General features: G+C 36.1%; 30 protein-coding genes. 16 read left to right on the top strand and 14 right to left on the bottom strand.

Features of this window, described 5'->3' with window-relative positions:
- Nucleotides 1-163 precede the first annotated feature (163 nt).
- Nucleotides 164-1,432, top strand: coding sequence for an aminotransferase class V-fold PLP-dependent enzyme (locus tag CHELV3228_RS08220; protein ID WP_082200528.1), 1,269 nt, complete (start codon nucleotides 164-166; stop codon nucleotides 1,430-1,432).
- On the opposite strand, the gene CHELV3228_RS08225 is transcribed toward CHELV3228_RS08220, so the two are convergent.
- The gene (locus CHELV3228_RS08225) at nucleotides 1,433-2,194 is read right to left on the bottom strand and encodes a basic amino acid ABC transporter substrate-binding protein (protein WP_082200529.1); all 762 of its coding nucleotides are present in this window, start codon (nucleotides 2,192-2,194) and stop codon (nucleotides 1,433-1,435) included.
- Between the two features lie 107 nt (nucleotides 2,195-2,301).
- Between CHELV3228_RS08225 and dcd the strand changes: the two genes are divergently transcribed.
- Nucleotides 2,302-2,862, top strand: a complete 561-nt coding sequence (dcd, locus tag CHELV3228_RS08230; RefSeq protein ID WP_004275856.1) for a dCTP deaminase — start codon at nucleotides 2,302-2,304, stop codon at nucleotides 2,860-2,862.
- 55 nt (nucleotides 2,863-2,917) lie between these two features.
- On the opposite strand, the gene carB is transcribed toward dcd, so the two are convergent.
- The 10 genes from carB to CHELV3228_RS08280 all read right to left on the bottom strand — a co-directional run bounded on the left by carB (nucleotide 2,918) and on the right by CHELV3228_RS08280 (nucleotide 13,233).
- On the bottom strand, nucleotides 2,918-6,193 hold the full coding sequence (gene carB, locus CHELV3228_RS08235) for a carbamoyl-phosphate synthase large subunit (protein WP_082200530.1): 3,276 nt from the start codon (nucleotides 6,191-6,193) through the stop codon (nucleotides 2,918-2,920).
- Between the two features lie 68 nt (nucleotides 6,194-6,261).
- Nucleotides 6,262-7,011 (bottom strand): rod shape-determining protein MreC, encoded by a 750-nt coding sequence (gene mreC, locus CHELV3228_RS08240; protein WP_082200531.1) that lies wholly within the window; start codon nucleotides 7,009-7,011, stop codon nucleotides 6,262-6,264.
- Complete coding sequence (locus CHELV3228_RS08245) at nucleotides 7,001-8,041, bottom strand: rod shape-determining protein (RefSeq protein WP_082200532.1); 1,041 nt, start codon at nucleotides 8,039-8,041, stop codon at nucleotides 7,001-7,003. Before CHELV3228_RS08245 ends, mreC begins: the two co-directional genes overlap by 11 nt.
- A 12-nt stretch (nucleotides 8,042-8,053) precedes the next feature.
- On the bottom strand, nucleotides 8,054-9,283 hold the full coding sequence (gene clpX / locus CHELV3228_RS08250) for an ATP-dependent Clp protease ATP-binding subunit ClpX (protein ID WP_082200533.1): 1,230 nt from the start codon (nucleotides 9,281-9,283) through the stop codon (nucleotides 8,054-8,056).
- On the bottom strand, nucleotides 9,276-10,067 hold the full coding sequence (lpxA, locus tag CHELV3228_RS08255; RefSeq protein ID WP_082200534.1) for an acyl-ACP--UDP-N-acetylglucosamine O-acyltransferase: 792 nt from the start codon (nucleotides 10,065-10,067) through the stop codon (nucleotides 9,276-9,278). Before lpxA ends, clpX begins: the two co-directional genes overlap by 8 nt.
- A 7-nt stretch (nucleotides 10,068-10,074) precedes the next feature.
- Nucleotides 10,075-10,515, bottom strand: a complete 441-nt coding sequence (gene fabZ, locus CHELV3228_RS08260; protein ID WP_082200535.1) for a 3-hydroxyacyl-ACP dehydratase FabZ — start codon at nucleotides 10,513-10,515, stop codon at nucleotides 10,075-10,077.
- Nucleotides 10,516-10,582: 67 nt separating this feature from the next.
- Nucleotides 10,583-11,443 carry a hypothetical protein gene (locus tag CHELV3228_RS08265; RefSeq protein ID WP_082200536.1) on the bottom strand — a complete coding sequence of 287 codons (861 nt, stop codon included), beginning with the start codon at nucleotides 11,441-11,443 and terminating at the stop codon, nucleotides 10,583-10,585.
- Entirely contained in the window at nucleotides 11,443-12,522 is a 1,080-nt protein-coding gene (locus tag CHELV3228_RS08270; RefSeq protein WP_082200537.1) for an epoxyqueuosine reductase QueH, read from the bottom strand. Before CHELV3228_RS08270 ends, CHELV3228_RS08265 begins: the two co-directional genes overlap by 1 nt.
- Nucleotides 12,522-12,974, bottom strand: coding sequence for a thioredoxin-dependent thiol peroxidase (bcp, locus tag CHELV3228_RS08275; protein ID WP_082200538.1), 453 nt, complete (start codon nucleotides 12,972-12,974; stop codon nucleotides 12,522-12,524). The genes CHELV3228_RS08270 and bcp overlap by 1 nt, the downstream gene beginning before the upstream one ends.
- Before the next feature lie 58 nt (nucleotides 12,975-13,032).
- Complete coding sequence (locus CHELV3228_RS08280) at nucleotides 13,033-13,233, bottom strand: tautomerase family protein (RefSeq protein WP_082200539.1); 201 nt, start codon at nucleotides 13,231-13,233, stop codon at nucleotides 13,033-13,035.
- Nucleotides 13,234-13,425: 192 nt separating this feature from the next.
- Between CHELV3228_RS08280 and CHELV3228_RS08285 the strand changes: the two genes are divergently transcribed.
- Genes CHELV3228_RS08285 through CHELV3228_RS08330 form a run of 10 tightly spaced genes read left to right on the top strand, consistent with a single transcriptional unit; the run spans nucleotide 13,426 to nucleotide 21,733 of the window.
- Nucleotides 13,426-14,523, top strand: coding sequence for an ABC transporter substrate-binding protein (locus CHELV3228_RS08285; RefSeq protein WP_082200540.1), 1,098 nt, complete (start codon nucleotides 13,426-13,428; stop codon nucleotides 14,521-14,523).
- On the top strand, nucleotides 14,520-15,569 hold the full coding sequence (locus tag CHELV3228_RS08290; protein ID WP_082200541.1) for a FecCD family ABC transporter permease: 1,050 nt from the start codon (nucleotides 14,520-14,522) through the stop codon (nucleotides 15,567-15,569). Before CHELV3228_RS08285 ends, CHELV3228_RS08290 begins: the two co-directional genes overlap by 4 nt.
- The gene (locus CHELV3228_RS08295) at nucleotides 15,556-16,335 is read left to right on the top strand and encodes an ABC transporter ATP-binding protein (protein ID WP_082200542.1); all 780 of its coding nucleotides are present in this window, start codon (nucleotides 15,556-15,558) and stop codon (nucleotides 16,333-16,335) included. Before CHELV3228_RS08290 ends, CHELV3228_RS08295 begins: the two co-directional genes overlap by 14 nt.
- Nucleotides 16,319-16,756: a pseudoazurin gene (locus CHELV3228_RS08300; protein ID WP_082200543.1), complete on the top strand. Its 438-nt coding sequence runs from the start codon at nucleotides 16,319-16,321 to the stop codon at nucleotides 16,754-16,756. Before CHELV3228_RS08295 ends, CHELV3228_RS08300 begins: the two co-directional genes overlap by 17 nt.
- Nucleotides 16,756-17,601 carry an ATP-grasp domain-containing protein gene (locus CHELV3228_RS08305; protein ID WP_082200544.1) on the top strand — a complete coding sequence of 282 codons (846 nt, stop codon included), beginning with the start codon at nucleotides 16,756-16,758 and terminating at the stop codon, nucleotides 17,599-17,601. The genes CHELV3228_RS08300 and CHELV3228_RS08305 overlap by 1 nt, the downstream gene beginning before the upstream one ends.
- A gap of 47 nt (nucleotides 17,602-17,648) precedes the next feature.
- Nucleotides 17,649-18,563 (top strand): branched-chain-amino-acid transaminase, encoded by a 915-nt coding sequence (gene ilvE, locus CHELV3228_RS08310; protein ID WP_082200545.1) that lies wholly within the window; start codon nucleotides 17,649-17,651, stop codon nucleotides 18,561-18,563.
- A gap of 11 nt (nucleotides 18,564-18,574) precedes the next feature.
- The gene (locus CHELV3228_RS08315) at nucleotides 18,575-19,660 is read left to right on the top strand and encodes a prohibitin family protein (RefSeq protein ID WP_082200546.1); all 1,086 of its coding nucleotides are present in this window, start codon (nucleotides 18,575-18,577) and stop codon (nucleotides 19,658-19,660) included.
- A 9-nt stretch (nucleotides 19,661-19,669) separates the two neighbouring features.
- Nucleotides 19,670-20,200: a DUF2393 family protein gene (locus CHELV3228_RS08320; RefSeq protein WP_039882924.1), complete on the top strand. Its 531-nt coding sequence runs from the start codon at nucleotides 19,670-19,672 to the stop codon at nucleotides 20,198-20,200.
- The gene (locus CHELV3228_RS08325; protein WP_082200786.1) at nucleotides 20,200-20,709 is read left to right on the top strand and encodes a DUF2393 family protein; all 510 of its coding nucleotides are present in this window, start codon (nucleotides 20,200-20,202) and stop codon (nucleotides 20,707-20,709) included. The genes CHELV3228_RS08320 and CHELV3228_RS08325 overlap by 1 nt, the downstream gene beginning before the upstream one ends.
- Before the next feature lies 1 nt (nucleotide 20,710).
- Nucleotides 20,711-21,733 carry an ATP-binding protein gene (locus tag CHELV3228_RS08330; RefSeq protein WP_082200547.1) on the top strand — a complete coding sequence of 341 codons (1,023 nt, stop codon included), beginning with the start codon at nucleotides 20,711-20,713 and terminating at the stop codon, nucleotides 21,731-21,733.
- Here the strand turns inward: CHELV3228_RS08330 and CHELV3228_RS08335 are convergent.
- The 3 genes from CHELV3228_RS08335 to coaE are packed head-to-tail and all read right to left on the bottom strand — an operon-like array spanning nucleotide 21,701 to nucleotide 23,733.
- Nucleotides 21,701-22,423: a glucosaminidase domain-containing protein gene (locus CHELV3228_RS08335; protein WP_082200548.1), complete on the bottom strand. Its 723-nt coding sequence runs from the start codon at nucleotides 22,421-22,423 to the stop codon at nucleotides 21,701-21,703. The two genes, CHELV3228_RS08330 and CHELV3228_RS08335, sit on opposite strands and share 33 nt — an antisense overlap.
- Nucleotides 22,398-23,147, bottom strand: a complete 750-nt coding sequence (dapF, locus tag CHELV3228_RS08340; protein ID WP_082200549.1) for a diaminopimelate epimerase — start codon at nucleotides 23,145-23,147, stop codon at nucleotides 22,398-22,400. Before dapF ends, CHELV3228_RS08335 begins: the two co-directional genes overlap by 26 nt.
- Nucleotides 23,134-23,733 carry a dephospho-CoA kinase gene (gene coaE, locus CHELV3228_RS08345; RefSeq protein ID WP_082200550.1) on the bottom strand — a complete coding sequence of 200 codons (600 nt, stop codon included), beginning with the start codon at nucleotides 23,731-23,733 and terminating at the stop codon, nucleotides 23,134-23,136. The genes dapF and coaE overlap by 14 nt, the downstream gene beginning before the upstream one ends.
- Nucleotides 23,734-23,794: 61 nt before the next feature.
- Here coaE and purM point away from each other — a divergent pair, with 61 nt between their 5' ends.
- From purM to CHELV3228_RS08360, 4 genes are all read left to right on the top strand, one after another.
- Nucleotides 23,795-24,781: a phosphoribosylformylglycinamidine cyclo-ligase gene (purM, locus tag CHELV3228_RS08350; protein ID WP_082200551.1), complete on the top strand. Its 987-nt coding sequence runs from the start codon at nucleotides 23,795-23,797 to the stop codon at nucleotides 24,779-24,781.
- A complete protein-coding gene (locus CHELV3228_RS10315) occupies nucleotides 24,778-24,981 on the top strand; it encodes a hypothetical protein (RefSeq protein ID WP_131937505.1) in 204 nt (67 codons plus the stop codon). The genes purM and CHELV3228_RS10315 overlap by 4 nt, the downstream gene beginning before the upstream one ends.
- Nucleotides 24,982-25,133: 152 nt before the next feature.
- On the top strand, nucleotides 25,134-25,763 hold the full coding sequence (locus tag CHELV3228_RS10320) for a hypothetical protein (RefSeq protein WP_167562807.1): 630 nt from the start codon (nucleotides 25,134-25,136) through the stop codon (nucleotides 25,761-25,763).
- The gene (locus tag CHELV3228_RS08360) at nucleotides 25,747-26,580 is read left to right on the top strand and encodes an ABC transporter substrate-binding protein (RefSeq protein ID WP_234981017.1); all 834 of its coding nucleotides are present in this window, start codon (nucleotides 25,747-25,749) and stop codon (nucleotides 26,578-26,580) included. Before CHELV3228_RS10320 ends, CHELV3228_RS08360 begins: the two co-directional genes overlap by 17 nt.
- The last annotated feature ends 5 nt before the right edge of the window (nucleotides 26,581-26,585 follow it).

A 26,585-nucleotide genomic window follows, 5' to 3' on the forward strand; every position in this document is an offset into this window, starting at 1 on the left:
AGAAAAATACGCCACATCAAGCCCATCAAACACACTATAAAAATCGACCATTTGATTTAAATTTAACTCAGGATGCAGACACGAAAAACTATGAAATTTAATGCTTTTCCTTTATTAGAATAATTTTTGTATAATTTTAACAAAATTTCATTAAGGATAATATTTGCAAATAAAGGATTTAAAAAAAGATTTAATTTTGCATAAAGACACGCTTTATTTGGATTTTGCCGCAAGTGCTTTAGCTCTTAAAAGTGTGGAAAAACGCATAAGAAAAATCCTTCCTTTTTATGCGAATACCCATTCAGAAAGCTCACTTAACGCCTTTAAAATGCAAAAACTTTACGAAGAAGCAAGAAGTAGCATTAAAAAAAGCTTAAATTTAAGCAATGATTTTGCTCTAATTTCTTGTGGCACAGGTAGCAGTGGGGCGATTAAGAAATTTCAAGAGCTTTTAGGGCTTTACGCCTCTCCCGTTTTAAAACAAAAATATTTAAGCAAAATTAATCCAAATTCCCTCCCGCTCGTGCTTGTAGGACCTTATGAGCATCATTCTAATGAGCTTTCTTTTAGAGAGGCTCTTTGTGAGTGCGTGAGAGTGCCTTTAGACAAACAAGGGGGTATTGATTTTACCTTTTTGGAGCAAATTTTAAAGCAAAATCAAAAAAGAGAAATTATCGCAAGTTTTTCCCTCGCTTCAAATGTTACAGGAATTTTAAGTGATTATAAAAAAATTTCCACTCTTGTAAGAAAGTATGGAGGCTTAGTCGCCTTTGATGGCTCAAGTTTCATTCCTTATAAAAATATCCCTTGTGAATTTTACGATGCACTTTTCATCAGTGCGCATAAGCTCGTAGGTGGAGTAGGCTCGTGTGGAATTTTAGTGATTAAAAAAAACCTATGCGGAACGACACCAAGCTTCGCTGCAGGAGGCACTGTGGGCTATGTCTCACGCACTTCGCAAAATTATCTTTGTAATGAAGAAAATTTAGAAGAAGCAGGAACACCAGGAATTTTGCAACTCATTCGCGCTTCTTTAGCCTTTGAGATTAGAGATAACATAGGGCTTAAAAATATAGAAAAAAAAGAAAAAATCTTGAAAGATTATTTCTTTGAGAAATGTCAAGAAGTGCCAAATTTAGAACTTTATGCTAAAAATTTAACGCACAGATTAGCCATTTTTTCCTTTAATATTAAAAAGCTTTCGCCTTTTGATTTAGCTTATGATTTAAGTAAGCGTTTTCATATAGAAACAAGAGCTGGTTGTGCTTGTGCTGGTCCTTATGGACACGATTTGCTTGGTTTAAAAGATAATGAAACATTAAAATTTAGACCGGGCTGGGTTAGAGTGAGTTTTCACTACACACACGAAAAAGAAGATATTGATAGATTTTTTAAAGCCCTGCAAGAAAGTATCGCAAGGCTAAGTTTTTAATTATTTAAGTTCGTATTTAGCTAAAATTTTATCATAAGTGCCGTCCTCTTTTAATTCTTTTAATCCTTTATTAAATTTCTCAATCGCCACTTTTTGCTTATCTTTATCAAAAGCGAAACTAAAGCCCTCACTTCCGTCTTCTTCTTCAAAAAACTCTACCAAATCTTCATTTTCTTTCAAAAAGCCCTTTGAAACATCTTTATCCGCGACCACAGCGTCAATCTTACCTTCCTTAAGTGCCATAATAACAACGCTCAAGCTTTCATTCGCCTGCACTTTAGAATCTTTAATCGCTTTAGCCGCTGGCTCTTGTAAAGTGCCAACTTGCACACCTATACTTCTACCCTCCAAATCCTCTTTAGAATTTAAGTCCACATTATCTTTTTTCTTGATATAAAGATTTTTAGTCGTATAATAAACATCGCTAAAATCTACGCTTTTTCTTCTTTCTTCTGTCGCACTCATCGCAGAAGCTATCATATCAATCTTGCCTGTTTTTAAAGCTGGGATAAGCCCATCAAAACTCATCTCCACCCAAGTAAGCTCAATGCCTTCTCTTTTAGCGATTTCATTAACTAAATCAATATCCAAACCTGTCAATTTCGCATCTTCTTTATAATCAAAAGGCTTATAATTAGGTGCAGTGCCTACCTTTAAACTTAAACTTGCATTTGCATCAGCACTAGGCGTTGCAGAATCATTACAAGCCACCACAAAAAAACTTGTCAAAGCTACTAAAAAAGCAGAAAATAACTTTTTCATTTTCAATCCTTATAAAAATTTAAAATGTCATTATAAAATTTTTAAGTGTATGATAAGAAATTTAAACTCTTTTTCGCTAAAATTGACATAAATTTGAAAGGAAAAAAGTGGGTTTAAAAGCAGATAAATGGATAAGAGAAATGGCACAAAAACACCAAATGATCGAGCCATTTTGTGAAGCAAATATAGGCAAGGGTGTCGTAAGCTACGGGCTTTCAAGCTATGGCTATGACATAAGAGTGGGGAGAGAATTTAAGATTTTTACCAATATTAATTCGACCGTCATTGACCCAAAAAACTTCCTTGAGGCTAATGTAGTCGATTTTGTGGGCGATGTGTGTATAGTGCCTGCAAATTCCTTTGCTCTGGCTAGGACGGTAGAATATTTTAAAATGCCCGATGATGTTTTAGCCATTTGTCTAGGTAAAAGTACTTATGCAAGATGTGGGATTATAGTCAATGTAACGCCATTTGAACCGGGATTTGAAGGACATATCACCATAGAAATTTCTAACACCACCCCCCTACCTGCCAAAATCTATGCTAATGAGGGCATAGCTCAGGTGCTATTTTTGGAGGGGGATAGCCCTTGTGATACGACCTATAAGGATAAAAAAGGCAAGTATCAAAAACAAACAGGCATTACTCTACCTAGGATTTTGAAATAATTAAACACGCAAAAACTCTAGATACACTTTTAACCCTTAGGTTTCAAGAGCATTTTTAACCTTTGAGCCATTCCTGCAAACTTTTTACTTCTAAATAACTCTTATCCTGCATTGCTTTAATGCTTTTTGCACCCGCAAAAGCGGAGCGTAAATTTGTAAAATAAGGGATTTTAAAACGCAAAATATTTTCTCTAATCTTCTTCGTATCGCCCACAAAACTATGCGTATCGCTTGTATTTATCACAAGGTGAATTTCGCCATTTTTGAGTTTATCCTCGACATTTGGGCGTCCTTCTGAAATTTTATAAACCAACTCACACGCATATCCAGCTTCTTTAAGAATTGTGCAAGTGCCACTCGTAGCAAGCAGAGAAAAGCCTAATTTTAAATATTTTTCAGCGATTTTGGTGGCAAATTTTTTATCTTTCTCTTTTAAAGAGATAAATACCACTCCGCTTTTAGGAAGAGGATTAAACGCACAAATTTGACTTTTCGCATACGCTTTAGTAAAATCTTTACTAATCCCCATAACTTCACCGGTTGAACGCATTTCAGGTCCAAGTTCTAAATCACTTCCACTTAATTTTGCGAAAGGAAAAACAGCCTCTTTCACGCTAAGATAATTTAACTTTTTAGGACACAGAATTTTTTCCTTAAAATCCACCACGCCAAATTTATCATAAAAGCTTAAAGCTTCTTTTAAATTCCCCTGCCACATCACACGCGTAGCAACCTTAGCCAAAGGCAAACCAGTCGCCTTGCTCACAAAAGGCACGGTGCGACTTGCGCGAGGATTAACCTCTATCATAAAAAGCTTATTTTCGTGCAAAGCAAACTGGATGTTTAAAAGCCCTTTAACACCTAAATTTAAGGCGATATCGGCTGTTTTTTGGCGGATAAGCTCTTGCATTTTTTCGTCTATATTACAAGGGGGTAATGAACAAGCACTATCACCTGAGTGAATTCCAGCCTCCTCGATATGCTCCATAATGCCTGCCACATAGACATCTTTACCATCACTTATCGCATCGACATCAATTTCTGTGGCATTATCTAAAAATTCATCTATTAAAACGGGGCTTCGCTCACTCACAGCCACAGCCTCTTGCATATAAAGACGAAGTTCTGCCTCATCATACACCACACGCATCGCACGCCCACCTAAAACATAACTTGGACGCACAAGCACAGGATAACCTATTTCACTCGCTTTTAAAACAGCTTCTTCCACCTTTGTAGCCGTAGCATTTCTAGGCTGATTAATCCCCAAATTCTCGCAAAAAAGCGCAAATTTCTTTCTATCTTCTGCTAAATCAATCACCCTAGCACTTGTTCCTATGATTTTCGCTCCAAAAGCACTGAGCCTTTTAGCAAATTTAAGCGGAGTTTGCCCCCCAAAATGCACTATCACGCCGTCAGGTTTTTCTCTCTCAATCACAGCTCTTAAATGCTCGAAATCAATCGGCTCAAAATATAAAACATCACTCGTGTCATAATCGGTTGAAACGGTTTCTGGATTACAATTATACATTAGGGTTTTAATACCCAAATCCTTAAGCGCAAAAGACGCATGCACACAAGCATAGTCAAATTCAATGCCTTGCCCTATGCGGTTAGGTCCTCCGCCTATAATCAGCACCTTTTTTTCCTTTTTGTTTTCAAATTTACTTTGAGTTAGCTCACTAGCATTAATGCTTGAGTAAAGATAAGGCGTTAAAGCTTTAAATTCCCCAGCACAAGTATCCACCTCGCTAAATTCCGCTATGATTTTATGTTTCATTCTAGAATAGTAAATATCATTTTGCGAGAGTTCTAAATTATCCTTTTCATTGACTAAGGCGGCGATTTTTTTATCCGAAAAGCCCATAGTTTTTGCTTTTCTTAAAAGCACTTTGTCGCTTAAAATGTCCATATCAATGCGTTTTTCAAACTCTACAATTTCTCTAATTTGCTCCAAAAACCACCTATCAACTTTACAAAGCTCATAAAGCTCTTCCGTGCTGAAGCCCTGCCTAAAAGCTTCTCCTATGTATAAAAGTCTTTTTTCATTTGCATTTCTTATCTTAAAAACTAGCTCATTTTTATCTTCAAATAAAACCCTATCAAAACCGCTATAATTTCTCTCCAGTGAGCAAAGTGCCTTTTGCAAACTCTCTTTAAAAGTTCTCCCTATCGCCATAACTTCACCCACGCTCTTCATCGCCGTGCCTAAAATTTCATTAGCTCCGGGAAATTTCTCAAAGGTAAAACGCGGAATTTTAGTTACGATATAATCAATCGCTGGCTCAAAAGAAGCGGGAGTTCCTGTGATGTCATTTTTAATCTCATCCAAACTAAAGCCAACCGCTAAAAGCGTAGCAACCTTAGCAATAGGATAACCTGTCGCTTTAGAAGCAAGGGCTGAAGAGCGTGAGACGCGAGGATTCATTTCTATCACTATCATTCTGCCATTTTGTGGATGGATGGCAAATTGCACATTAGAACCACCAGTATCTACACCTATCTCGCGCAAGATGGCAAAAGAAGCATTACGCATCGCTTGATATTCTTTATCCGTGAGGGTCAGGGCGGGAGCTATGGTAATGCTATCACCCGTATGCACACCCATAGGGTCTAAATTTTCTATGCTACAAACGATGATACAATTGTCAAATTTATCGCGTATAACCTCCATCTCATACTCTTTCCAACCAAGCAAACTTTCCTCAATCAAAATTTCGTGGATGGGAGAAAGGCTAAGTGCAGCAGTGGCAAGGTCCTTAAATTCGTCTAAATTATACACCACGCCACTACCAGCACCCCCAAGCGTATAAGAAGCGCGTATCATCAAAGGAAAGCCTATCTCATCGACCGCCTTTAAAGCCTCGTCATAATCATAAGCATACATAGATTTGGGCAAATCCATACCTATCTTTTTCATACACTCTTTAAAGACTTGTCTATCTTCGCCCTTTTTTATCGCCTCAGGCTTTGCGCCTAAGAATTTCACGAAAGAAAAATCTTTTTTAAATTCTTCACTCTCAAAAACTTGCATAGCGACATTTAAAGCTACTTGTCCGCCCATAGTCGGCAAAATAGCATCAATCTTTTCCTTTTTAATAATGCTTAAAATACTTTCTTTTGTAATCGGCTCTATATAAGTTGCATCAGCAAATTCAGGGTCTGTCATAATGGTCGCAGGATTTGAATTAATCAAAACAACGCGGTATCCAAGCTCTTTTAAAGTTTTAGCCGCCTGAGTGCCAGAATAATCAAACTCGCAAGCCTGTCCTATCACGATAGGTCCGCTTCCTATAAGTAAAATATTGTTAATATCATTTCGCTTCGGCATAAGTCTTTCCTAAAGTAAAAATGCAAAATTATAACTAAATTTCACTAATCAAAGTTTTTAAGTGGATTTCAATAAGTTTTTTCAATGATGTATAAATAAGAAGGGATATTAAGATTGACATAAGGTTTTACAAGGGCATTTTGATACATATCATCTTCACTAATGCTTTCAATCACACCTACACCAACTCCAGCAAAAAAGACATTATCAAACCCACTTGTATAAATCACATCACCCTCTTTTATCTTAGAAGATTTAGGGATAAATTTTACCACAACCTTGCCATTTTCGCCGTGTATAATGCCGGGGTATTTTTCCTTTCCTATATAAACGGAAAAGATGCACTTTTCATCACCTTGCAAAAGCGCCATAGTCCTGCCGTCTTTATTAACTGCTATACCAGCACTAAAACCAGAATAAATTAAACCGCGGTTTTTCGTGCTTGTTTTGAAATCATCAAGCCATACTTTTTGATAATTATTCACACCAACATAAGAAATCGCTCTTGTGAGTGTTAAACTTGGAAAATATTGAGTAGAATTTTTATCCTCCAAAAAGCGATTAATGCGGTCTGCGAAAGTGTTAAGAAGTATAGAATTTTCTTCTAATTCTTTATTTCTTTTTTTTAGAATTTCAATTTGCTCGGCTTGGTCAAAATGCTTGGAAATGGAAGCACTCAAGTAATCCTTAAAATCATAAAGATTACTTAAGACAAAATCATTAACATAAAGAGTATTTTTTTTTATCACGCCCCCATAATAAAAAGAAACAAAAACCAAAAAAGCTAAGATTAAGACATAAAAAATCTTATTCTTCATTCGTTAGTTGATGTAAAAGTGAAATTTCTTCTAAAGCCTTACCTGTGCCTCTAGCTACTGCTAAAAGCGGCTCATCAGCCACATATACAGGCAACCTCACTAATTCGCTTAAATACTTATCAAGCCCACGAATCAAAGCTCCGCCTCCTGTTAAAACCACACCATTTTCGACTATATCACTCGCCAAATCAGGCGGCATCATCTCAAGCACCATTTTAAGTGCATCGGCTATCTCTTTTAAATATTCCTTCATCGCCTCCCTTACATCTTCGCTCGTAAGCTCAATGCGAGAGAGTAAGCCACTTATTTGGTCGCGTCCTTTTACAACCATAGAAAGTTCTTTTGGGAGTTGTACGGCTGAACCTATGGTTATTTTAACCTCTTCACCCGTTCTTTCGCCTATGACAAGATTATATTTATCTTTGACATAATTAACTATACTCATATCAAGCTTATCGCCTGCGGTGCGTATGGACTTTGAAATCACAAGCCCCCCGAGAGAAATCACCCCTATCTCCGTCGTCCCACCACCAATATCCACGACCAAATTCCCCTTAGGCTCTTGAATCGGCAAATTTGCTCCAATAGCCGCCGCCATAGGCTCTTCTATCAAAAAGACCTCTCTAGCCCCAGCACTTAAGGCACTCTCACGCACAGCCTTTCTTTCAACCTGTGTCAAGCCATAAGGCACAGAAATAATAATCCTAGGACGCAAAAAACTCTTCCTACGATGTGTCTTTTCTATAAAATAACGAATCATTTTTTCAGTCATATCAAAATCCGCTATCACGCCGTCTTTCATAGGGCGAATCGCCTCAATATTGCCAGGGGTTTTACCCACCATTTCTTTCGCCTCTTTACCCACGGCTAGAATTTTAGCCTTAGAGCCGTATCTTTCACGCTCAACCGCCACAACCGAAGGCTCATTAATCACTATACCCTTATCCTTAACCAATACCAAAGTATTAGCCGTGCCTAAATCGATGCCCATATCACTGGAGAAAAATCCTATCAACTGGTCTAAAATCATTCTTATATCCCTTTAACTTATTTTTTTCTTAATCAACAAAGCCTTCGCACCCTCGCAAACGACCTCTTTTGTGATAACAATATCATAGTCTTTATATTCAGGTAATTCAAACATTAAATCAACCATCATTTCCTCGATAATGCTCCTAAGTCCTCTCGCACCCGTCTTTCTCTCAAGCGCTAGTTTTGCAATAGCCCTTAAAGCGTCTTTCTCAAATTTCAAATTCACCCCATCAATGGCAAAAAGTTTTTGATATTGTTTAATAATTGCATTTTTAGGTTCGGTTAAAATTCTTACCATATCATCTTCATCAAGCTCATTTAAAGAAGCAATGATATGCAAACGCCCAATAAGCTCAGGTATAAGTCCAAAATGCACCAAGTCATCAGGCTCGATTTTCTCTAGCAAATTCTTATCTTTTTCTCCACTATCATCAAAAAAGCCCACAACTTTATCGCCAAGTTTGCGTTTTAAAATTTGCTCCAAACCATCAAAAGCACCACCACATACAAATAAAATATTACTCGTATCAATTTGTATAAAATCTTGATTAGGATGCTTTCTACCCCCTTTTGGAGGGATATTAACCAAACTTCCTTCTATAATCTTAAGTAAGGCTTGCTGCACTCCCTCACCGCTCACATCACGCGTAATAGAGCGATTTTCACTCATTCTAGCAATTTTATCAATCTCATCGATAAAAACGATACCTTTTTGCGCTCTTTCTACATCATTATTAGCCGCTTGTAAAAGGCGTGTAAGTATGTTTTCTACATCTTCTCCCACATAGCCAGCCTCCGTTAAAGAAGTTGCATCGCAAATAGCAATAGGCACATCTAAAAAGCGTGCTAAAGTCTGTGCCAAAAGCGTTTTACCGCTACCTGTGGGACCAACAAGCAAAATATTAGATTTAAAAAGCTCAGTATCATCATCTTCTAAATCTGCCCTAAAAAGCCTTTTGTAGTGATTATATACGCCTACGCTGAAAATCTTTTTTGCCCTGTCTTGTCCTATTACATAACGATCTAAATAAGCCTTTAAGCTTTTAGGGGTAATATTTTGAAAATTCAAATCACTTTTTTCTGTATTTTGAGCCTTTTTTAAAGAATTTTCCTCTCCATAAATAATACTATAAGCCCCCTCGACACAATACTCACAAATACAAGCATCGCCATTTTCATTTGCTAAAATTCTTATATTATCATTATCGACTTTATTGCAAAAGCTACATTTTTTAGCCATTATTTTTGCCTTTATACACAGGAATCCCTCGTTTCGTTTCTAAAATAAAACGACACATTTTTTTGACATTTTCACTACTTTCCTCTTCAAGTAAAAGCCTCGCATTCTCTTTTAAATCTCCACCCTTAAATAAAAATTTATAAGCTTTATTTAAACACTCCACTTCATCTTTTTCAAAACGGCGTCGAATGCCTACTAAATTTAAACTTCTAATACTTGCCCTATTGCCCTCTGCTAAACAAAAAGGCACAATATCTTGTGAAAGTGCTGAAGCACCCGCTATCATAGCACCCTCCCCCACTTTAACAAATTGATGGATAGGCGTTAATCCCCCAACAACAACAAAATCATCAAGCTCAACATGCCCAGCTAAAGTGGCGTTATTTGCCAAAATGATATTATCGCCCAAGATACAATCGTGAGCTATATGACAATATGCCATTATAAAAGCATTGTCCCCTATCTTAGTGAAACCATCGCCTTTTGCCGTGCCAGAATTTATCGTGGCAAATTCTCTAATCGTTGCTTTTTTGCCTATAATCACACCTGTCTTTTGCTCATCTTTATAAGAAATATCTTGAGGGATGTCGCCCACACAAGCATAAGAAAATACACGGCTTTCATCGCCTATTGTCGTATCGGCTAAAATTCTTGCACCTTGCTTAATCACAACCCCATTGCCGATTTTAGCATTTTTGCTGACAAAGGCATAGGCTTCAATTTGCACATCATCGCCTAAAATCGCCCCATCTTCAATCACTGCACTAGAATGAATTTGTCTCAAAACTCTCTCACTTATCCACTATCATCGCTTTAAGCTCGGCTTCTGCGACCAAATTTCCCTCAACAAAAGCTTTACCCTCAAAAATCCACAATGCACCGCGATTTTTCACAACACGCATTTCATAATCAAGTCTATCGCCCGGACGCACAGGATTTCTAAATTTCGCCCCATCAATCCCTGTAAAATAAACCACTTTTTCCTTAGGATTAACCTTATCATCCATACTTTCAAAAGCCAAAACACCCCCAGTTTGCGCCATACCCTCTAAAATAAGCACTCCTGGGTAAATAGGATGTCCGGGAAAATGCCCCATAAATACATAATCACTAATGCTAATATTTTTATAGCCTTTCACCACTTCGCCGATTTTTAATTCCGTGATTTTATCAACGAGTAAAAAAGGATAACGGTGTGGTAAAATTTCTTGAATCTGCATTACATCTATCATTAACAAGCCCTCAAAATTTTAAATCGCATTTTACATAAAAAAATATAACGAAAAATAAAAAGCTCGTTTATTTCTCCAAAATTTGCTTTAAATCTCCCTTAGCAAAAGTTTTTAACTCTTCATATGGCACTTCGAAGAAATCTAAATTTCTACCCGCTTCGCTGAGCAAATAGCGTAAATTAATATAAAGCCCATTTTCCATAAAAACAACCTCTTGCTTTAAAAGATTAAAGCCAAATTTATCTTCGCTAAAATAATTCCTCTTATCCCAATCCGCCCAATATTCTTTATTTTTACTCAAATACTCTCTTAGAATTTCAGTAATAAATTTTCTAAATTCCTCGCTATCTTCTATCACATCACTTAAAATATAAGTTTTAAGTTCCATTGTCTTTGTATCAAGAGAAAAGCCACTGGTGTAAAAGCTAGGATGAGCCGCACCACTATAAGAATAATCTACAAATTTACGAAAGAAAATTCTATCCTTAGTAAGCTTTGTGATGTTTAGCTCTTGACTCACTTCATTACCATAATAATTTAATTCTTCATTTTCTAAAAAAACCTTTTTATCCTGCAAAAGTTTATCAAAAGCCTCTTTTGTAGTGCTTGAATTTAAATCCTCATTTAAATTTTTTCTTTCTAAACTTCCCAAAATAAGCTTAACATCAGGCAAAAAGAAAAGATTATTTTCATAAACATTAGTCGCCTCATTATTCTCGCCATTATGAAAGCCGGTAAAAGTTCGATTCCCTTCAGCATAAAGCAAGTTAAGTTCACAAATTTTTCCTAAACACACCGCACCCTTTTGCCCATCTTTAAGTTCTGCTAAATGATAAGCATTATCCCCAAATTCAAAGCCATATTTTTTAATATAATCCCCAGCCATAAGTTCCAAAGCCATAAACAAAAATAGCACAATTTTTTTCATCAAAATCCCTTTGTCATAATTTTTTCTCTTGTGTCATAATAAATTTCACTTCTTGCCACTAGCTCGTAAGTCCCAGCGGATAATTTTTCTACGATGATAATGGGTGAGAGATTATACTCTCCAAAAGCCTTTTGTCTCAAAGCAATTTCCTTTTTCACACTCAAAGGACGCGTTAAAAAATCCTCGAAATTTTTGAATTTATTTTGACATTTGTGATTAAAATACGCAAAATCCCAAAAACAAATTTCATCTTTAACGCTTTTAAATTCGCCCCGCAACTCTTCATCAAGGCGGAATTTACTAAGGGCGTTTTTAAAATGAGAATAAAACAAAATATAGCTTTTCACCACTTTTTTATCTCTTTTTAACAGTCCGCTTAAAAGGCGGTAATTTAAAAATTTCTCCCTTTCAAGTTTGAATTTCACGCCTTTTTTTTCCAAATTTTTGACCCTTTTATAAAGTGCGATTCTTGCCTCAATACTAGCAGGTAAAACTTGATGATTTACGGGACTCATCAGCTCGTCAATGAAAGGCTTATTTTGCTTTTGCTTAGAAAGCCCATAGATGCAACCACAATAATTTTGATGATAAAGCATCGCCTCTTTAGCCAAAGCGAACTGCCTTTGTGTGCCACCATTTTTACGAAAATCAGGAGCTAAAAATTCTATCCCCCACGGCTCACATTCTTTTTGCAAAGCATTTTTAAGCTGCTCTAAATCTTTTTTTGGACTGGTTAAAAGAGTGGTAGTGAGCCTTTTTTCACCTAGTTTTTTAGCAAATTCTACGCTTCCTCCCATTCTAAAATTAAAGCAAATTTCACACCTTGCTCCCTTTTCAGGCTCATTTTCATAGCCCTTTACAGCATTAAGCCATTTTTCATACTCATACGCACCCTTGTAAAGCTTGATGCCTAAATTCTCACAGCTTCGCTTCACATCTAAAAAACGCAATTCATACTCGCTATAAGGGTGGATATTTGGGTCGTAAAAAAAGCCCACTAACTTTTCCTTAGGATAGGCTTTTTGCAATTCCTGCAAGAAATAATGACTATCCACGCTGCAACAAATATGAACAAGCATTAAAGGCTCTCAAGCACTTTTAAAGCGTGTTCTTTCACACTCACAGGGCTATAAATTTGAGCGATCTTCCCCTCTTCGTCAATGACAAAAGTAGAGCGGATTAGCCCCTCGTATTCCTTGCCGTAGTTTTTCTTAAGCCCCCACGCCCCGTAAAATTTGCAGACCTCTTTTTGACTATCACTTAGTAAAATATGCTTTAGATTAAATTTAGCGATGAAATTTTGATGGCTTTTCACGCTATCGGGACTCACGCCGATAATCACAGCGTTTTTATTTTCAAAAGCTTCATAATTTTGCGTAAAATCGCAAGCCTGGGTAGTGCAGCCCGGAGTATTATCCTTAGGATAAAAATACAAAATCACTTTTTTACCCAAAAAATCCCTTAAAGCCACGCTAATGCCATCTTGATTTAAAAGCTCGAATTCTGGGGCTTTTTCTCCTATTTTTAACATTTTGTTTCCTTGTGAAATTGATTTAAAATTAAAGTGGATTTGATAACGCTACCGCGATTTAGCCCCTAGTCTTAATTTGCTCCACACTTTTACCACCAAAACCTATATCATAAGGCTCAATGTCCTCTATCATCACCACAACTCTTTCTTTAGTTTTATTATATTTCGTGCTTAAAAGCTCGGTTATATCGGTGATGAGCTGGGCTTTTTCCTCTTTACTTAAAGTAGGTTTAGCAAGTTTAATATTAACTATAGGCATTCTCAACTCCTTGAAATTTGTCAAATTTTAACATTAAATTTACAATGCTTTTTAAATTTACCTTAAAAAATTTTCTACTTTAAATAATGATAATAACTATTAAAAAATTTATTAATTTATAAGCTTTTTAAAAATAAAATGCGTTTTTATTTTTAAAATGAAATCTTTTATCATTTTTATAAAGGAGAAAAAATGCGAAAAATTTTCAAAGTTGCATTATTTTTAATGCTTGTATCCTCTTTGAGTTTTTCTAAAGAAATTGTGCTTAAAGATGTTTTAGATAGAGAAGTTAAGGTCAATTTACCCGCTAAACGCATCGCTTTAGGCTTTTACTACACGGACTTTTTAGCCGTTGGAGGAGTAGAATCTTTAGATAAAGTGGTAGGCTTTTCTAAAGCAGTTTGGACGGACTGGACACCTGCTAGTTGGGAAGTTTATAGCAAAGCCTTGCCTAGGTTAAATTCTTTGGAGGATTTTGGTGAAGTTGAAGTGGGGACTTTTTCTGTGGAGAAAGTGCTTTCTTTAAAGCCTGATTTACTTATCTTAGCAGCTTGGCAGTATCAAGTCTTAGAATTTGACTTAGAGCCTATTATCGAGGCAAATATCCCCATTATCGTGCTAGATTATAATAAAGAAAAGGTTGAACTTCACGCAAAAAGCACGGAGCTTTTAGGGCTAATCACAGGAAAAGAAGAAAAAGCTAAAGAGCTTATAAGCTTTTATAAAAACACTGCCAAAGAAGTCGCGAGTAGGATAGAAAAAGCCAAACTCCCTAAACCAAAAATTTATATAGAATTTGGCAACAAAGGTCCAAATGAAGCTGGTTTTACTTATGGAAAAGATATGTGGGGGAGTCTTATTGATTTAGCTGGAGGCGAAAACATCGCAGCCCCTTTTGTGAAGCAATGGGCACCCATTAATCCTGAGCAAATTCTCGTCTCAAAACCTGATGTCATAATGATAGCGGGACGCGAAACGGAGCTAAAGAAAAACAAAGAAGCGATGGTAATGGGCTTTAACATAGAAGAAAAAGAAGCTTTAAGAAGACTAAATGCTTATAAAAATAGACCGGGTTGGAGTGAGCTTCCTGCGATAAAAGACAATAGACTTTATGGGCTTTATATGGGAGCTTCAAGAACCCTAGCCGATGCCGCAATGATACAATACATCGCTAAAGCCTTGTATCCAAGCTTATTTGAAGATATTGACCCGATTAAAACCTATATCTATTTTCACAAATCTTATCTCCCTATCATCCCACAAGGGACCTTTGGGATACAAGCAAAATGATAGAGGAAAGCTTAAAAGCACATAGAAAAAGGGAGTTAAAGCGCCTATTTATCATACTTGCTTTTACGGGTGTGGCTTTTGTCTCTTTGATTTTTGACATTGCCACAGGTCCCTCACTTCTTGCGCCAAAAGAGGTTTTAAACGCACTTTTAGCACCGATTTTAGATAAGGAAGTCGAGCCGACAATCTTAAGCATAGTGTATGTTTTAAGACTTCCTATGGCTTTGATGGCTTTAGTTGTTGGGGCGGCTCTTGGCATTGGTGGGGCTGAAATTCAAACCCTACTTAACAATCCTATGGCAAGCCCTTACACGCTAGGACTTGCTGCAGCGAGTGGTTTTGGAGCGTCTTTAGTGATAGCTTTTGGAAGTTTTGATTTGCCCCTTATCACAGCTGTTCCCATAGGAGCATTTTTAATGACGATGTTAGCAGCATCCGTGCTTTTTGGCTTTGCAAGTTTTAAACGATTTGACTCGGCTATGCTTGTTTTGGTAGGAATTTCTTTGTTGTTTTTATTTCAGTCTTCTTTATCTTTAGTGCAGTATTTAAGTGCACCTGAAATTTCACAACAAATTCTTTTTTGGCTTTTTGGCTCTTTGCTAAAATCAAATTGGACAAATTTACCCATAGTCAGCGTAGTAACTCTCATTTGCGTCTTATTCTTACTTCGCGATTCTTGGGCTTTAACCGCGCTTAAATTAGGGGAAGCAAGGGCTAAAAGTATGGGGATAAATTTAAATCTTTTACGCTTTAAAACCCTCGTTTTAGTTTCCATTATGACAGCGACCGCCATTTCTTTTGTAGGTGTTATAGGCTTTATAGGGCTTGTTGCACCGCATATTGCAAGAATGCTCGTAGGAGAGGACCAGAGGTTTTTCTTGCCTAGTGCGATGTTTGTGGGGGCGGCATTTTTATCCATCGCTTCTGTTTTATCTAAGGTTATCATACCGGGTGCGCTATTTCCCGTTGGAATCATCACTTCTTTAATTGGTGTTCCTTTTTTCTTTTGGATAATTTTTTCAAGGAAAAACTATGCTAGAGCTTGAAAATTTCAGTGTGCATCGTAAAGATTTATGTGTCGTGGATAAAATCAATCTCAAGCTTGAAAGAGGTAAAATTTACGCCATTTTAGGTGCAAATGGTGCGGGTAAATCCTCACTTTTGGGGGCTATTTTTGGCGAATTTAAAAGCTATGGGAAAATACAATTTGACGCGAAAGAATTAAATAAAAAGCTTATAGGCTATATGCCCCAAGACAATCACATCGATGCAAGTTTAAGCGCTCTTGAGGTTGTTTTACTTGGACTTGTGGATAAGCTTGGAATTTATCTAAGCGATACGCAAATTAAAAAAGCCGCAAAGATTATGGAAGAGCTTGGAATTTTACACTTAGCACAAAGAGACATCAACACACTTTCAGGCGGTCAAAGGCAAATGGTAAATTTTGCCTCTGTGCTTTTAAAAGAGCCACAAATTCTCTTGTTGGACGAGCCTGTGAGTGCGCTTGATTTACATCATCAGTGCATTTTGTTAGAAAATGTCAAAAAACACACAAAAGAGCAAAATTTACTCACCCTTGTGATTTTACACGACTTATCTCTTGCTTCGCAATTTGCCGATGAGCTTATCATCTTGCACAAGGCTAAAATTAGAGCAAAAGATAAGCCTGAGCTTGTGTTAAATAAGGATTTGCTTAAAGAGGTTTATCGCATTGATGCGGATATTTTTTATTGTGAGCGGGGACTTCCTTGCGTTTTAGCTAAGTCTGCCGCTAAAGAATTGAAAGGAAAATCTAATGAAATTTATTGTTAAAATAGGACTCTTAGGGCTTTTAATGCTAAGTTTAGAAGCGAAAAATTATGAAGTCAAAATGCTTGATATTGACGCGAAAAATCAAGCAATGGTTTTTGAACCAGCCGTCTTACACATCGAGGTGGGAGATAGTGTAACTTTCGTTCCAACGCATAAAAGCCACTGGGCTAAAAGCGTGATAGTGCCTGAGGGGGCGACTAAATTTGAAAGTAAGCTTGATGAAAAAGCAACCTTTAAATTTGAAAAAGAAGGCGTTTATCTTTATGAGTGTCCGCCACATAGAATGATGAATATGCTGGGCTTTATACAAGTTGGCAAAGCACAAAATTTAGACAAAATCAAAAATGCCGTGCCTAAGCTTGAAAAAAGAGCAATGATGAATCAAGGACGCCTTGAAAGCTATGTTAAAGAGCTAAAATAATGCTACTTATCGCCACCTGCAAGAGTTACAAAGAGGGTAATGAAGCACTAAGGAATTTAAAGAAGAAATTAGAAAATTTAAATTTCGTTTGCAAATTACAAGCTTGGCAAGAAATTAAAGTGCATAATTTAGCCCCAAATACCCTCATTTTGCCTCTTGCGGTGTGGGATTATAGTTTAGAATACGCAAATTTTTTACACTTTTTACAAGAACTTAAAGAGGCACAAATTTCTATTTTAAATCCCCACCACATCTTAAAAATGAACGCGGATAAAAGCTATCTTAAAGTCTTAGAAAAAGCAAATTTACCTATTATTCCTAGTGTGATTTTTAGACAAAATGAGGATTTTAATTTAAGCCAAATTTCTTTTAAAAAAGCCGTCATTAAGCCTTTAGTTGGGCAAAGTGGTAAGGGGGTGCGATTTTTAGAGCAAAAAAGACCTAGCAAAGAAGAATTCCCGCACGGTGCACTCATTCAGCCCTTTATAGAAAGTGTGGAGGAGCTTGGGGAGTTTTGCTTTATATTTTTTGGTGGCAAATTTCATTACGCTATCTACAGACAAACGCAAAAAAACTGGAGAGCAAATTCAAATTATGGTGTGAAAATAGCCCCTCTCATAAACCCAAACAAATCCCACATTAACCTAGCCACAAAAGCTTTAAAAGCACTTAAAGCTTCAAATTTACTTTATGCTAGAGTGGATTTACTTCCGCAAAAAAATGGTAATGCCCTTATCAACGAAGTCGAACTGATAGAGCCTAGTTTGTATTTTGATTTCCACGAAAATGCTCTGGATAAATTTATAAAAAATTTACTTTATTTTTATCAAAAAACTAATTGTTAGTCTATTTTTGTTAGAATTAGGCTTTTTAAAATAAAATGAGGTAAGTAATGATACAGGCAGAAAAAATTTGGCTTGACGGAAAATTAGTTGATTTTAAGGATGCGACCTTACACTTCCTAACCCACTCTTTACACTATGGGAATGCTGTATTTGAAGGAACAAGGGCGTATAAAACGCAAAATGGCTTGGCGATTTTTAGACTAGAAGAGCATACGAAAAGATTGCTTGAAAGTGCAAAAATTACGCTTTTAAATTGTCCATTTTCTCAAAAAGAACTTGAAAATGCCCAAATTGAACTCTTAAAAGCAAATGCTTTTAAAGAAAACACTTACATACGCCCTTTAATTTTCTTAGGTGATGGGGTAATGGGGCTTTACCATATGAAAGCGCCTGTAAGAGTGGGGATAGCCGCTTGGGAATGGGGAGCTTACCTTGGAGAAGAGGGGCTTGAAAAAGGGATTAAAGTAAAAATTTCTTCTTTTGCTAGAAATAGTGTTAAATCTTGTATGGGTAAGGCTAAGGCAAGTGCAAATTATCTTAACTCTCAAATCGCAAAATTTGAAGCTATAGAAGCGGGCTATGAAGAGGCTTTAATGCTTGATGAAGAAGGTTTTGTGGCTGAGGGGACTGGAGAATGCTTTTTCATCGTTAAAAACGGCGTTATCATCACACCTCCAAATGATTTTTCGCTCAAAAGCATAACGCAAGACACAGTGCTTAAAATCGCCCACGATTTAGGGATTGATGTGCTTAGACAAAGAATTTCACGCGATGAGGTTTATACAGCAGATGAGGCGTTTTTCACAGGCACAGCCGCAGAAATCACACCTATTAACAACATTGACGCAAGGATAATAGGCGATGGCTTACGAGGAAAACTAACTCGAAAAATTCAAGATGCCTATTTTGACATAGTTTATGGGCGTAATGAAAAATACGCTTCAATGCTAACTTATATTTAATAAGGAAAACAATGCCAGCAGATTTAAATGATTATTTTAATAAGAAAAATGGAAATTCAAACGGCGGAAACAATCATCGCCAAAATTTTAATTTCAAAGCTCCAGAATTTAATTTTAAAGGCTTTGGTAAATTTACCCCACTCATTTATACACTTATTGTTATTGTGTTAATTTTGATTGTAGCAAAACCTTTTGTCATCATAAATTCCGGCGAAATGGGCATTAAAGCCCGCACTGGTCAATATGATCCCAATCCCCTTGAGCCCGGACTTCATTTTTTCCTCCCTTTTATTGATAAAGTTATTGTGGTCGATACTAGAGTGAGGCAAATCAACTACGCTTCACTTGAGGGAACAAATGAAAATTTAGGCATCGGCACGGGCGTGATTAATAAAAATAGCATTTCTGTGCTTGACTCGCGTGGTTTGCCTGTGTCTATTGATGTAACGGTACAATATCAATTAAATCCTATTCAAGTGCCTCAAACCATAGCTGTTTGGAGCTTAAACTGGGAAAACAAAATCATCGACCCTGTTGTGCGTGATGTTGTGCGAAGTGTCGTAGGACGCTACACGGCTGAAGAATTACCAACCAATCGTAACGCCATAGCCACGCAAATCGAAGAGGGCATAAGAAAAACCATCATAGCCCAGCCAAATGAACCTGTCGAGCTTAGAGCTGTGCAACTTAGAGAAATCATACTCCCAGCCAAAGTTAAGGAGCAAATTGAACGCGTGCAAATCGCCAAGCAAGAAGCCGAAAGAACAAAATACGAAGTCGAAAGAGCTAACCAAGAAGCCCTTAAAAAGGCTGCACTAGCAGAGGGTGAAGCAAATGCAACTATCATTAGTGCCAAAGGTAAGGCAACAGCTGTTAAGATAGAAGCGGACGCACAAGCTTATTCTAATAAAGAAATCGCTCAAAGCCTTAACACGCCTTTACTTAACTTAAAACAAATCGAAACGCAAAAGGCTTTCAATGAAGCCCTAAAGGTCAATCAAGACGCAAAAATTTTCCTAACGCCTGGTGGTGCAGTGCCTAATATCTGGGTCGATACTAAGGATGCTAAAAAGCAAACTGCAGTTAGCCCAAACTAGGAAAATTAAGTGGAAAACATAAAAGAATGGATTCTTTTTTATACTAGCCATTTTTATTTAGCAGATTTTATGCTAATTTTGCTAGTATTTTTGTTTTTCACTTGCATTTTATTTTTATGTATTTTTCTAAGCCATAAACCCATCATAGCCCTGTTTATCATAGCTTTAGACATTATTGCTTCATTTTTGATTTATATTTATGGTTATCGCTTTATCGATTTTGAATTAAGAAGTAGAATTACAACCATACAAAATCAAAGAATCATACAAAGCTCAGGTGCTTTTATAGTCGATTTTAACATCACAAACACCTCTAAATTTAATTTTAAAGACTGTAAAGTTACTGCCAAGCTTTATCAAAATCCAAACGAAAATGACAATTTCATTTCAAGCTTTAAAAAACAATTTATTGCCTTTAGACAAAAAAGCAAAAGTTTTAATAATTTAGAAAAAGGTAGCACCCAGTTTCAAAGAATAGCCTTTGACAATTTTGACAAAGAAGGCAATTATACCCTTCGTTTAAGTTCGGAGTGTTTTTAATGCAATTTACTTTTTTTCATATCCTCGCTTTTGTGCTTTTATTGCTTTGTTTTGCACTTATTTGCGTTTTAATTTTCTTAAAATTTAAACAAAAAGAACTTGCTCTCATCCTTTATAGTATTAATACAATATTTATGGCGATTTTAATTTATTCTGTTTTGACGACTATTAGCGAATTTACCACCCAAGCTTCACTTTCTAAACTTACTTACACTAGGGATTTAAGGCACGAAAGTCTCATCGTAAGCGGTAGGGTGCAAAACCTCACAAAATACGACATTAGAAAATGCTATCTTCATTTAAGCATTACTAACAAAAAAGAAGTAGGCGGTGAAGTGTTTGCGAGTGAAAATCTCAAAAATGCTACAATGAAAAATACAAGTGCTTCCTATACCATAGAAATAGCCAATAAACTCCCGGGTAACACCTATAAAGAATTCAGTGCCAAAGTCCCCTTTCCACCGAGCTTTGATAATGCTGAATTTTACTATACCCTAAAATGTATCTAGCGTGAAAATCTTAAATTTTTTCTATGAAAATCATCCTAAATTTGAAGCAAATTATGAAAGAAAGCTAAAGCTTTATCCAGCTAATCTTCTTTTAAAAGGTGCAAAAAATAGCGGAAAAAAAAGTCTTGTTTTAAATTTTTTATCCTCTTTTAAAAGTGAAGAAGTGCTTTTTATCGACCTTGAAGATGTGCGTTTTGAAAGAAAAAGTTTAGAAAATTTAGCCCCATTTTTAAAGCAAAATTCACAAATTCAAATCCTCTGCCTTTACAATGCAAATGATACAAACCTAAACTTTGAAAGCCCAATCAATACTATCGTTTGCACAAATAATAATGCGTTAAACTTGAAAGGATTTAAAGAACTTTATTTGGATTTTTGTGATTTTGAGGAATTTATTAGTATTAGCAAAAAAAATCTTCCTATACAACAACTCTTAGGACTTTTCTTGCAAAACGGACAAAAAGAAGAAAATAAAATCATAAAAGAAGATTACACGCCTTTGGAGCTTGAAATTCTAAAATATCTCGCCCTAAATTTAGGGAAAGAAATCAGCATCAACCAACTCTTTCTTTTTCTTAAAGAAAAAATTAAAACCTCAAAAGATAGCGTTTATAAAAGCATAAAAGAACTAGAAAATCGCTTCATCATCACGATTTTGACGCACGGAGAAAAAAGGCTTTTTAAAATTTATTTTAAAGATTTTAGCCTCAAAAATGCCCTTTGCATACAAAAAAATTTCAATGCCCTCTTTGAAAATATGCTTTTATGTGAGCTTTTTAAATGCAAAGAAAAGCTTTTTTATAATAAATTTTTCCACTTCTACACGGCAAATCACGCCTACATCTCAAGTCCCACTTTAGATATAGATTTAATCAAATTAAGAGCGAAAAAAATTCTACCAAAAGCACTTGAACTTGGAATTTTTCACATCGTTTTCATCACACTTTCAAGCGAAGAATCTTTTTTCGAGCAAGGCGTAAAATTTGAAATTTTACCATTTGACAAGTGGGCTTTGAGCTTTTAAATCATACTTTATAAGCTCGTATTTTTGTATCACTTGACTTATCATTTTAACATAACGCCCCCCAAGCTCAGAGTAAGAATGAAGGCTTAAAGCAGCCTCAAGTCCGTTAAATTCCTTGCCTTTCTTGGCATATTCGTAGCGTTTTTGGCGAAAATTCTCATAAGCAAAATGACGATTTAAATTAAGCAAATAAGAATCCACGCTTTCTTCTAAACTATCAAAAATGCGAATTTTATGCTTAGAATTTGGCGCTCTATTTTCAGGCACTATGCCCTCCTCCCCCCAAGTCCATTCTCCAAAAAGATTATTTGCCTCTCTTGCAAAACGACTTGTTGCAGTTGCACTTTCGATTAAAGCTTGTGCCATCGCTAAAGACTTAGGCAAAAGACGGATTTTTTTATCATACTCTTCCCAAGAAAAAAGATTTTTCACGCGGTATTTTTCCCTTAGTTGCGCGAGCTTTGTCAAACCTTCGCTTTCCCTAAAACCTTGTTTTGCTCCATTTTCTAAAAAAGTTTTTACAAAAGCTCTTTCCTGTGCTATCTTGGCAAAAGATTTATCTAAAAGCGAGTCCATTTTTGTGAAAAAAACCGCCCTTCTTTCTTCATTTGAAAGCTCATAATAGCTCTCATCAAAACCCGCAAAGCTAACAATACAAAAAAAACTAAGAAAAATAATAATTTGCTTCAAAACAACACTTCACCTTACCCTTAAAATAAATTTTTTCATCTTTTAACCTAAAACTAAGCTCCTCCCCACTTTTTGGCACCACCTTAACCTTATCTTTCATCTTTTTTTGTAAATATGCTAGATAAAAACTTGCCGCCATTCCCGTTCCACAAGCTAAGGTTTCATCTTCCACGCCCCGCTCAAAAGTTCGCACTTTTAACAATTTTTCATTTACAATTTGCGCGAAATTCACATTAGCATTGTATTTTTTCCTTAAAATTTGGCAGGTTTTTCTGTCAAATTCCTCTACATTTTTACAAAAATGCACCAAATGAGGCACTCCTGTATCGCAGTATTGCCACATTTTGCCCTCAAATTCAAAAGGCTCTTTGACATCTTTAACCTCGCTTAAAGCAACCTCAACGCCATTTTTCTTAATACTCGCCTCAATCACCCCCACCTCACTTAAAAAGCTCATCTTAGGATTGACACCATTGACATAATATGCAAAATGAGCAGCAGCTCTTGAGCCATTACCACACATCGCGGCTCTCGAGCCGTCTTTGTTGTAAAATTCCCATTCAAAATCATATTTTTCGTGTGGTAAAATCACTATCATACCATCAGCCCCCACGCCCTCATAGCGGTTACATAAAATTCGAGCTAGTTCGCTTCGATTTGCCCTTTTGCCTGCATTAAAAATTACAAAATCATTTCCACTCGCACAATATTTAAAAAACTTCATCTTTGTTCCTTTCTAGACTTTTGATGAATTTAACACAATTTTGCCTAAATTCTTCATAAGAGCCGATATTTTCTATAATAAAATCCGCCATTTCACGCTTTTTTTCTATATCCATTTGTGCTTCGATTCTTTTTAATGCCTCATCATCGTTTAAATTATCTCTTCGTTTTAATCTTTCTAAGCTTAAATCCTTTGGGGCATAAATAAGAATGCTTTTTCCCAAATTTTTATAAAACCCACTTTCAAAAAAAAGTGGAATTTCCACAAAAAAAATCTTTCCCTTTTCTTCTAAAATTTGCATTTTTTTTAAAAGCTCTTTACGAATTTTTGGGTGCATAAAACTTTCTAATTTCGCCTTAGCATTTTTGTCATTAAATACTAAATTTGCAAGAGCTTTTTTATCTAGCTTGCCATTTTCATCTAGCTTTAAAGAAAAAATTTGTGCTAAAGCTTTAGCATTTTTTTGTGTGATTTCATTAGAAATAATGTCCGCACTAAGACTTTCAAAACCCATATCATTCATTATTTTCAAAAAAGAACTTTTCCCACAAGCAATACTAGCACTCACAAAATAAGCATTTTTCATTTTATACCTTATCGCAACTTTTTTTCATTAAAATATCCTTTAAATTCTTAAAGGCAAATAAATGATTTCATACGAAGATGCTGGAGTAAGTATAGATAATGGCAACGCCTTTGTAGAGGCTATCAAACCCCTTGTGAATGAAACTTTTAATAAAAATGTTATCGGGGGCATAGGTTCTTTTGCTGGGGCTTTTAGATTGCCAAGCGGCTATGAAAAGCCTGTGATTTTAGGAGCGACTGATGGGGTTGGCACTAAACTTCGTCTAGCCATCGATGCAAAACGCTACGATACCATAGGGCAGGATTTAGTGGCGATGTGCGTAAATGATTTGATTTGTAATTTTGCTACGCCTTTATTTTTTCTTGATTATTACGCTACGGCAAAACTTGAAGTAGAGGTCGCAAAAGCTGTGGTTGAGGGCATAGCTAAGGGTTGTAAGATGGCAAATTGTGCTTTAATAGGCGGTGAAACGGCTGAAATGCCCGGAATGTATGCTAAAGATGATTTTGACTTAGCTGGTTTTGCGGTAGGTATAGCTGAAGAATATGAGCTTGAACGCGCATCTTATGTAAAAAATGGGGATTTGCTCTTAGCACTTCCTAGCTCGGGGCTTCATTCTAACGGCTATTCTTTGGCAAGAAAAGTGCTTTTTGAAAGCCTTAAAATGGAGTTTAACGATAAAATTGACGGAAAAAATTTAATCGACATCTTACTTGAGCCTACACGCATTTATGTGAAAGATTTTTTAAATTTAAAGCCTTATATTAATGCTTTAGCACATATCACGGGTGGGGGCTTAGTCGAAAATTTACCGCGTGTTTTACCGCGTGGTATGGGTGCTGTGATAAGAAAGCATCATTTAAAAACTCCAGAAATTTTCTACCGCATAGGCGAAAAAGTCGAAGAAAGTGAGATGTATAGAAGCTTTAATATGGGCGTTGGCTTGGTGCTTGTGGTTAGCCCTCAAAATGCCTCTAAGGTGCTTGAAAGCTCAGATGCCTTTATCATAGGGGAAATTGTGATAAATGAAGGGGTCGTTTTAGAGTGAGACGCATCGTTTTTCATCAAAACGGCTTTGGCGATTTACTCGTATGCTTTAAGGCTCTTTATGCCATAAAATGCCTTTATCCAAAGGATAAACTCATCTTAGCACAAAAGGGCTTTAGCGATGAAAACTTTCTTCAAAATATCCCTTTCATTGATGAAATTTATACTGGGGGGGGGGGGGTAAGGATTTTGAAAATTTAAAAAGCGATATTTTTATCACCAATATAAGAAATTCACATTTTTTCAAAACACTGCACAAATTTCAATTTAAACGCATTATCGCCCAGCCTCATCTTCTTAGTCTTTTATATCATTTTGACACACCTCTGCCTTACCGAAGGACTAAACTTCATATGAGCGAAATTGCTCTAAAACTCGTAAGAGCCATAGATAAAAAGCATTATGATATGAATTTTTCTAAGATTAATTTTAAAGAAGTGAAAAATTTACTTCCCAGTGATGATACTTTAAGCGAAAAATTCTTTAATCAAAATAAGCAATTTTCCAAAATCATCGCCGTTAATGTTTTTGGAAATCAAACTGAAAATATAGGCTTTAACCCCCTACCAAGAACTTGGCTAAATTTAAGCGAAGATTTAGCCAAGCAATATCCTGAAATTTTGTTTGTTTTGGTCAATTTCACGCATAATACCTTACAATTTAACCTTAGAGAACAAGCTAATTTAAAAGTTTTCATCAATAACAACTCCATAGCCTCCCTTGTAGCTTTTTGTAAAAAGCTTGATGGACTTATCTCTGTGGATACTGGCATAGTGCATCTTTGCGATATTTTACAAATTCCAAGCCTCATTTTTATCCCAAAACATACTTTTTATAGGTTTAGTGGTGGAAGTTACGGCGGAATGTGCGATAAATTTAGTCAAGAAAATGGCTATCAAAAAAACTATGCTAAGATTATGCAAAACTTTTATAAAAAAGCAAATCACTTTACCACAAGGATCAAAAATGAAAATGCTATCTAAAATGGCACTAGTTGCTATTATTTCACTTACGGGGGTTAGTGCTATGGACTGCACGGCTATTTATGGAGAGGGAAAAGAGCAAATCAAACTCGCCACTGGAAGTCCGGGTGAGCTTGGACTTTTAGAAGAACTTGCCAAAGCTTTCAATGCTAAAAATAACAGCTCACTTTGCTGGATAAAAGCAGGAAGCGGGGCAACTCTAAAACTCCTAAAAGAAAAGCAAATCGACATCGCTATGGTGCATGCACCAAAAGCAGAAAAAGAAGCCATAAAAGAGGGCTGGGCGGCTAATAGAACCCTCATAGGCTCAAATGAATTTTATATCCTAGGTCCAAAAGACGACCCAGCTAACATTAAAAACGCAAAAAGTGCTAAAGAAGCTTATAGCAAAATCGCACAAAAACAAGCACTTTTTTACACTAGAGCGGATAATTCAGGCACGCATAAGAAAGAATTAAGCATTTGGGAAAGTGCAAACATCAAGCCTAATGGAAAATGGTATGTTAAAAATCAAGACTTTATGTTAGCCACACTTAAAAAAGCAGATAGCACCAAGGGATATTTTATGAGTGATTCTAGCACTTATAAACTCGCAAAAAATGAGCTAAAAAATTTAGAAATTCTTTACTCTAACGATAAAGTTTTAATTAACACCTATGTCGCTATGACAACGGAAAAACCCTCAAAACTAGCCCTTGAATTTGTAAAATTCTTAAGTTCAAAAGAGGGACAAGACATCATTACAAACTATGGAAAAGAAAAATATAAAGAAAATTTGTATGAAAATGCCACTTACGCAAAGCAGTATTTTGAGTAAAAGGA

The organism is Campylobacter helveticus (assembly GCF_002080395.1).
GTDB classification, from domain to species: Bacteria; Campylobacterota; Campylobacteria; order Campylobacterales; family Campylobacteraceae; genus Campylobacter_D; species Campylobacter_D helveticus.

Excerpts from the sequence above, each read along its gene's own strand:
- CHELV3228_RS08225 (WP_082200529.1), bottom strand. The coding sequence starts at position 2,194 with ATGAAAAAGTTATTTTCTGCTTTTTTAGTAGCTTTGACAAGTTTTTTT.
- carB (WP_082200530.1), bottom strand. The coding sequence starts at position 6,193 with ATGCCGAAGCGAAATGATATTAACAATATTTTACTTATAGGAAGCGGA.
- mreC (WP_082200531.1), bottom strand. The coding sequence starts at position 7,011 with ATGAAGAATAAGATTTTTTATGTCTTAATCTTAGCTTTTTTGGTTTTT.
- CHELV3228_RS08245 (WP_082200532.1), bottom strand. The coding sequence starts at position 8,041 with ATGATTTTAGACCAGTTGATAGGATTTTTCTCCAGTGATATGGGCATC.
- clpX (WP_082200533.1), bottom strand. The coding sequence starts at position 9,283 with ATGGCTAAAAAATGTAGCTTTTGCAATAAAGTCGATAATGATAATATA.
- fabZ (WP_082200535.1), bottom strand. The coding sequence starts at position 10,515 with ATGATAGATGTAATGCAGATTCAAGAAATTTTACCACACCGTTATCCT.
- CHELV3228_RS08265 (WP_082200536.1), bottom strand. The coding sequence starts at position 11,443 with ATGAAAAAAATTGTGCTATTTTTGTTTATGGCTTTGGAACTTATGGCT.
- CHELV3228_RS08270 (WP_082200537.1), bottom strand. The coding sequence starts at position 12,522 with ATGCTTGTTCATATTTGTTGCAGCGTGGATAGTCATTATTTCTTGCAG.
- bcp (WP_082200538.1), bottom strand. The coding sequence starts at position 12,974 with ATGTTAAAAATAGGAGAAAAAGCCCCAGAATTCGAGCTTTTAAATCAA.
- CHELV3228_RS08280 (WP_082200539.1), bottom strand. The coding sequence starts at position 13,233 with ATGCCTATAGTTAATATTAAACTTGCTAAACCTACTTTAAGTAAAGAG.
- CHELV3228_RS08285 (WP_082200540.1), top strand. The coding sequence starts at position 13,426 with ATGCGAAAAATTTTCAAAGTTGCATTATTTTTAATGCTTGTATCCTCT.
- CHELV3228_RS08290 (WP_082200541.1), top strand. The coding sequence starts at position 14,520 with ATGATAGAGGAAAGCTTAAAAGCACATAGAAAAAGGGAGTTAAAGCGC.
- CHELV3228_RS08295 (WP_082200542.1), top strand. The coding sequence starts at position 15,556 with ATGCTAGAGCTTGAAAATTTCAGTGTGCATCGTAAAGATTTATGTGTC.
- CHELV3228_RS08300 (WP_082200543.1), top strand. The coding sequence starts at position 16,319 with ATGAAATTTATTGTTAAAATAGGACTCTTAGGGCTTTTAATGCTAAGT.
- CHELV3228_RS08305 (WP_082200544.1), top strand. The coding sequence starts at position 16,756 with ATGCTACTTATCGCCACCTGCAAGAGTTACAAAGAGGGTAATGAAGCA.
- ilvE (WP_082200545.1), top strand. The coding sequence starts at position 17,649 with ATGATACAGGCAGAAAAAATTTGGCTTGACGGAAAATTAGTTGATTTT.
- CHELV3228_RS08315 (WP_082200546.1), top strand. The coding sequence starts at position 18,575 with ATGCCAGCAGATTTAAATGATTATTTTAATAAGAAAAATGGAAATTCA.
- CHELV3228_RS08325 (WP_082200786.1), top strand. The coding sequence starts at position 20,200 with ATGCAATTTACTTTTTTTCATATCCTCGCTTTTGTGCTTTTATTGCTT.
- dapF (WP_082200549.1), bottom strand. The coding sequence starts at position 23,147 with ATGAAGTTTTTTAAATATTGTGCGAGTGGAAATGATTTTGTAATTTTT.
- coaE (WP_082200550.1), bottom strand. The coding sequence starts at position 23,733 with ATGAAAAATGCTTATTTTGTGAGTGCTAGTATTGCTTGTGGGAAAAGT.
- purM (WP_082200551.1), top strand. The coding sequence starts at position 23,795 with ATGATTTCATACGAAGATGCTGGAGTAAGTATAGATAATGGCAACGCC.
- CHELV3228_RS10320 (WP_167562807.1), top strand. The coding sequence starts at position 25,134 with ATGAGCGAAATTGCTCTAAAACTCGTAAGAGCCATAGATAAAAAGCAT.
- CHELV3228_RS08360 (WP_234981017.1), top strand. The coding sequence starts at position 25,747 with ATGAAAATGCTATCTAAAATGGCACTAGTTGCTATTATTTCACTTACG.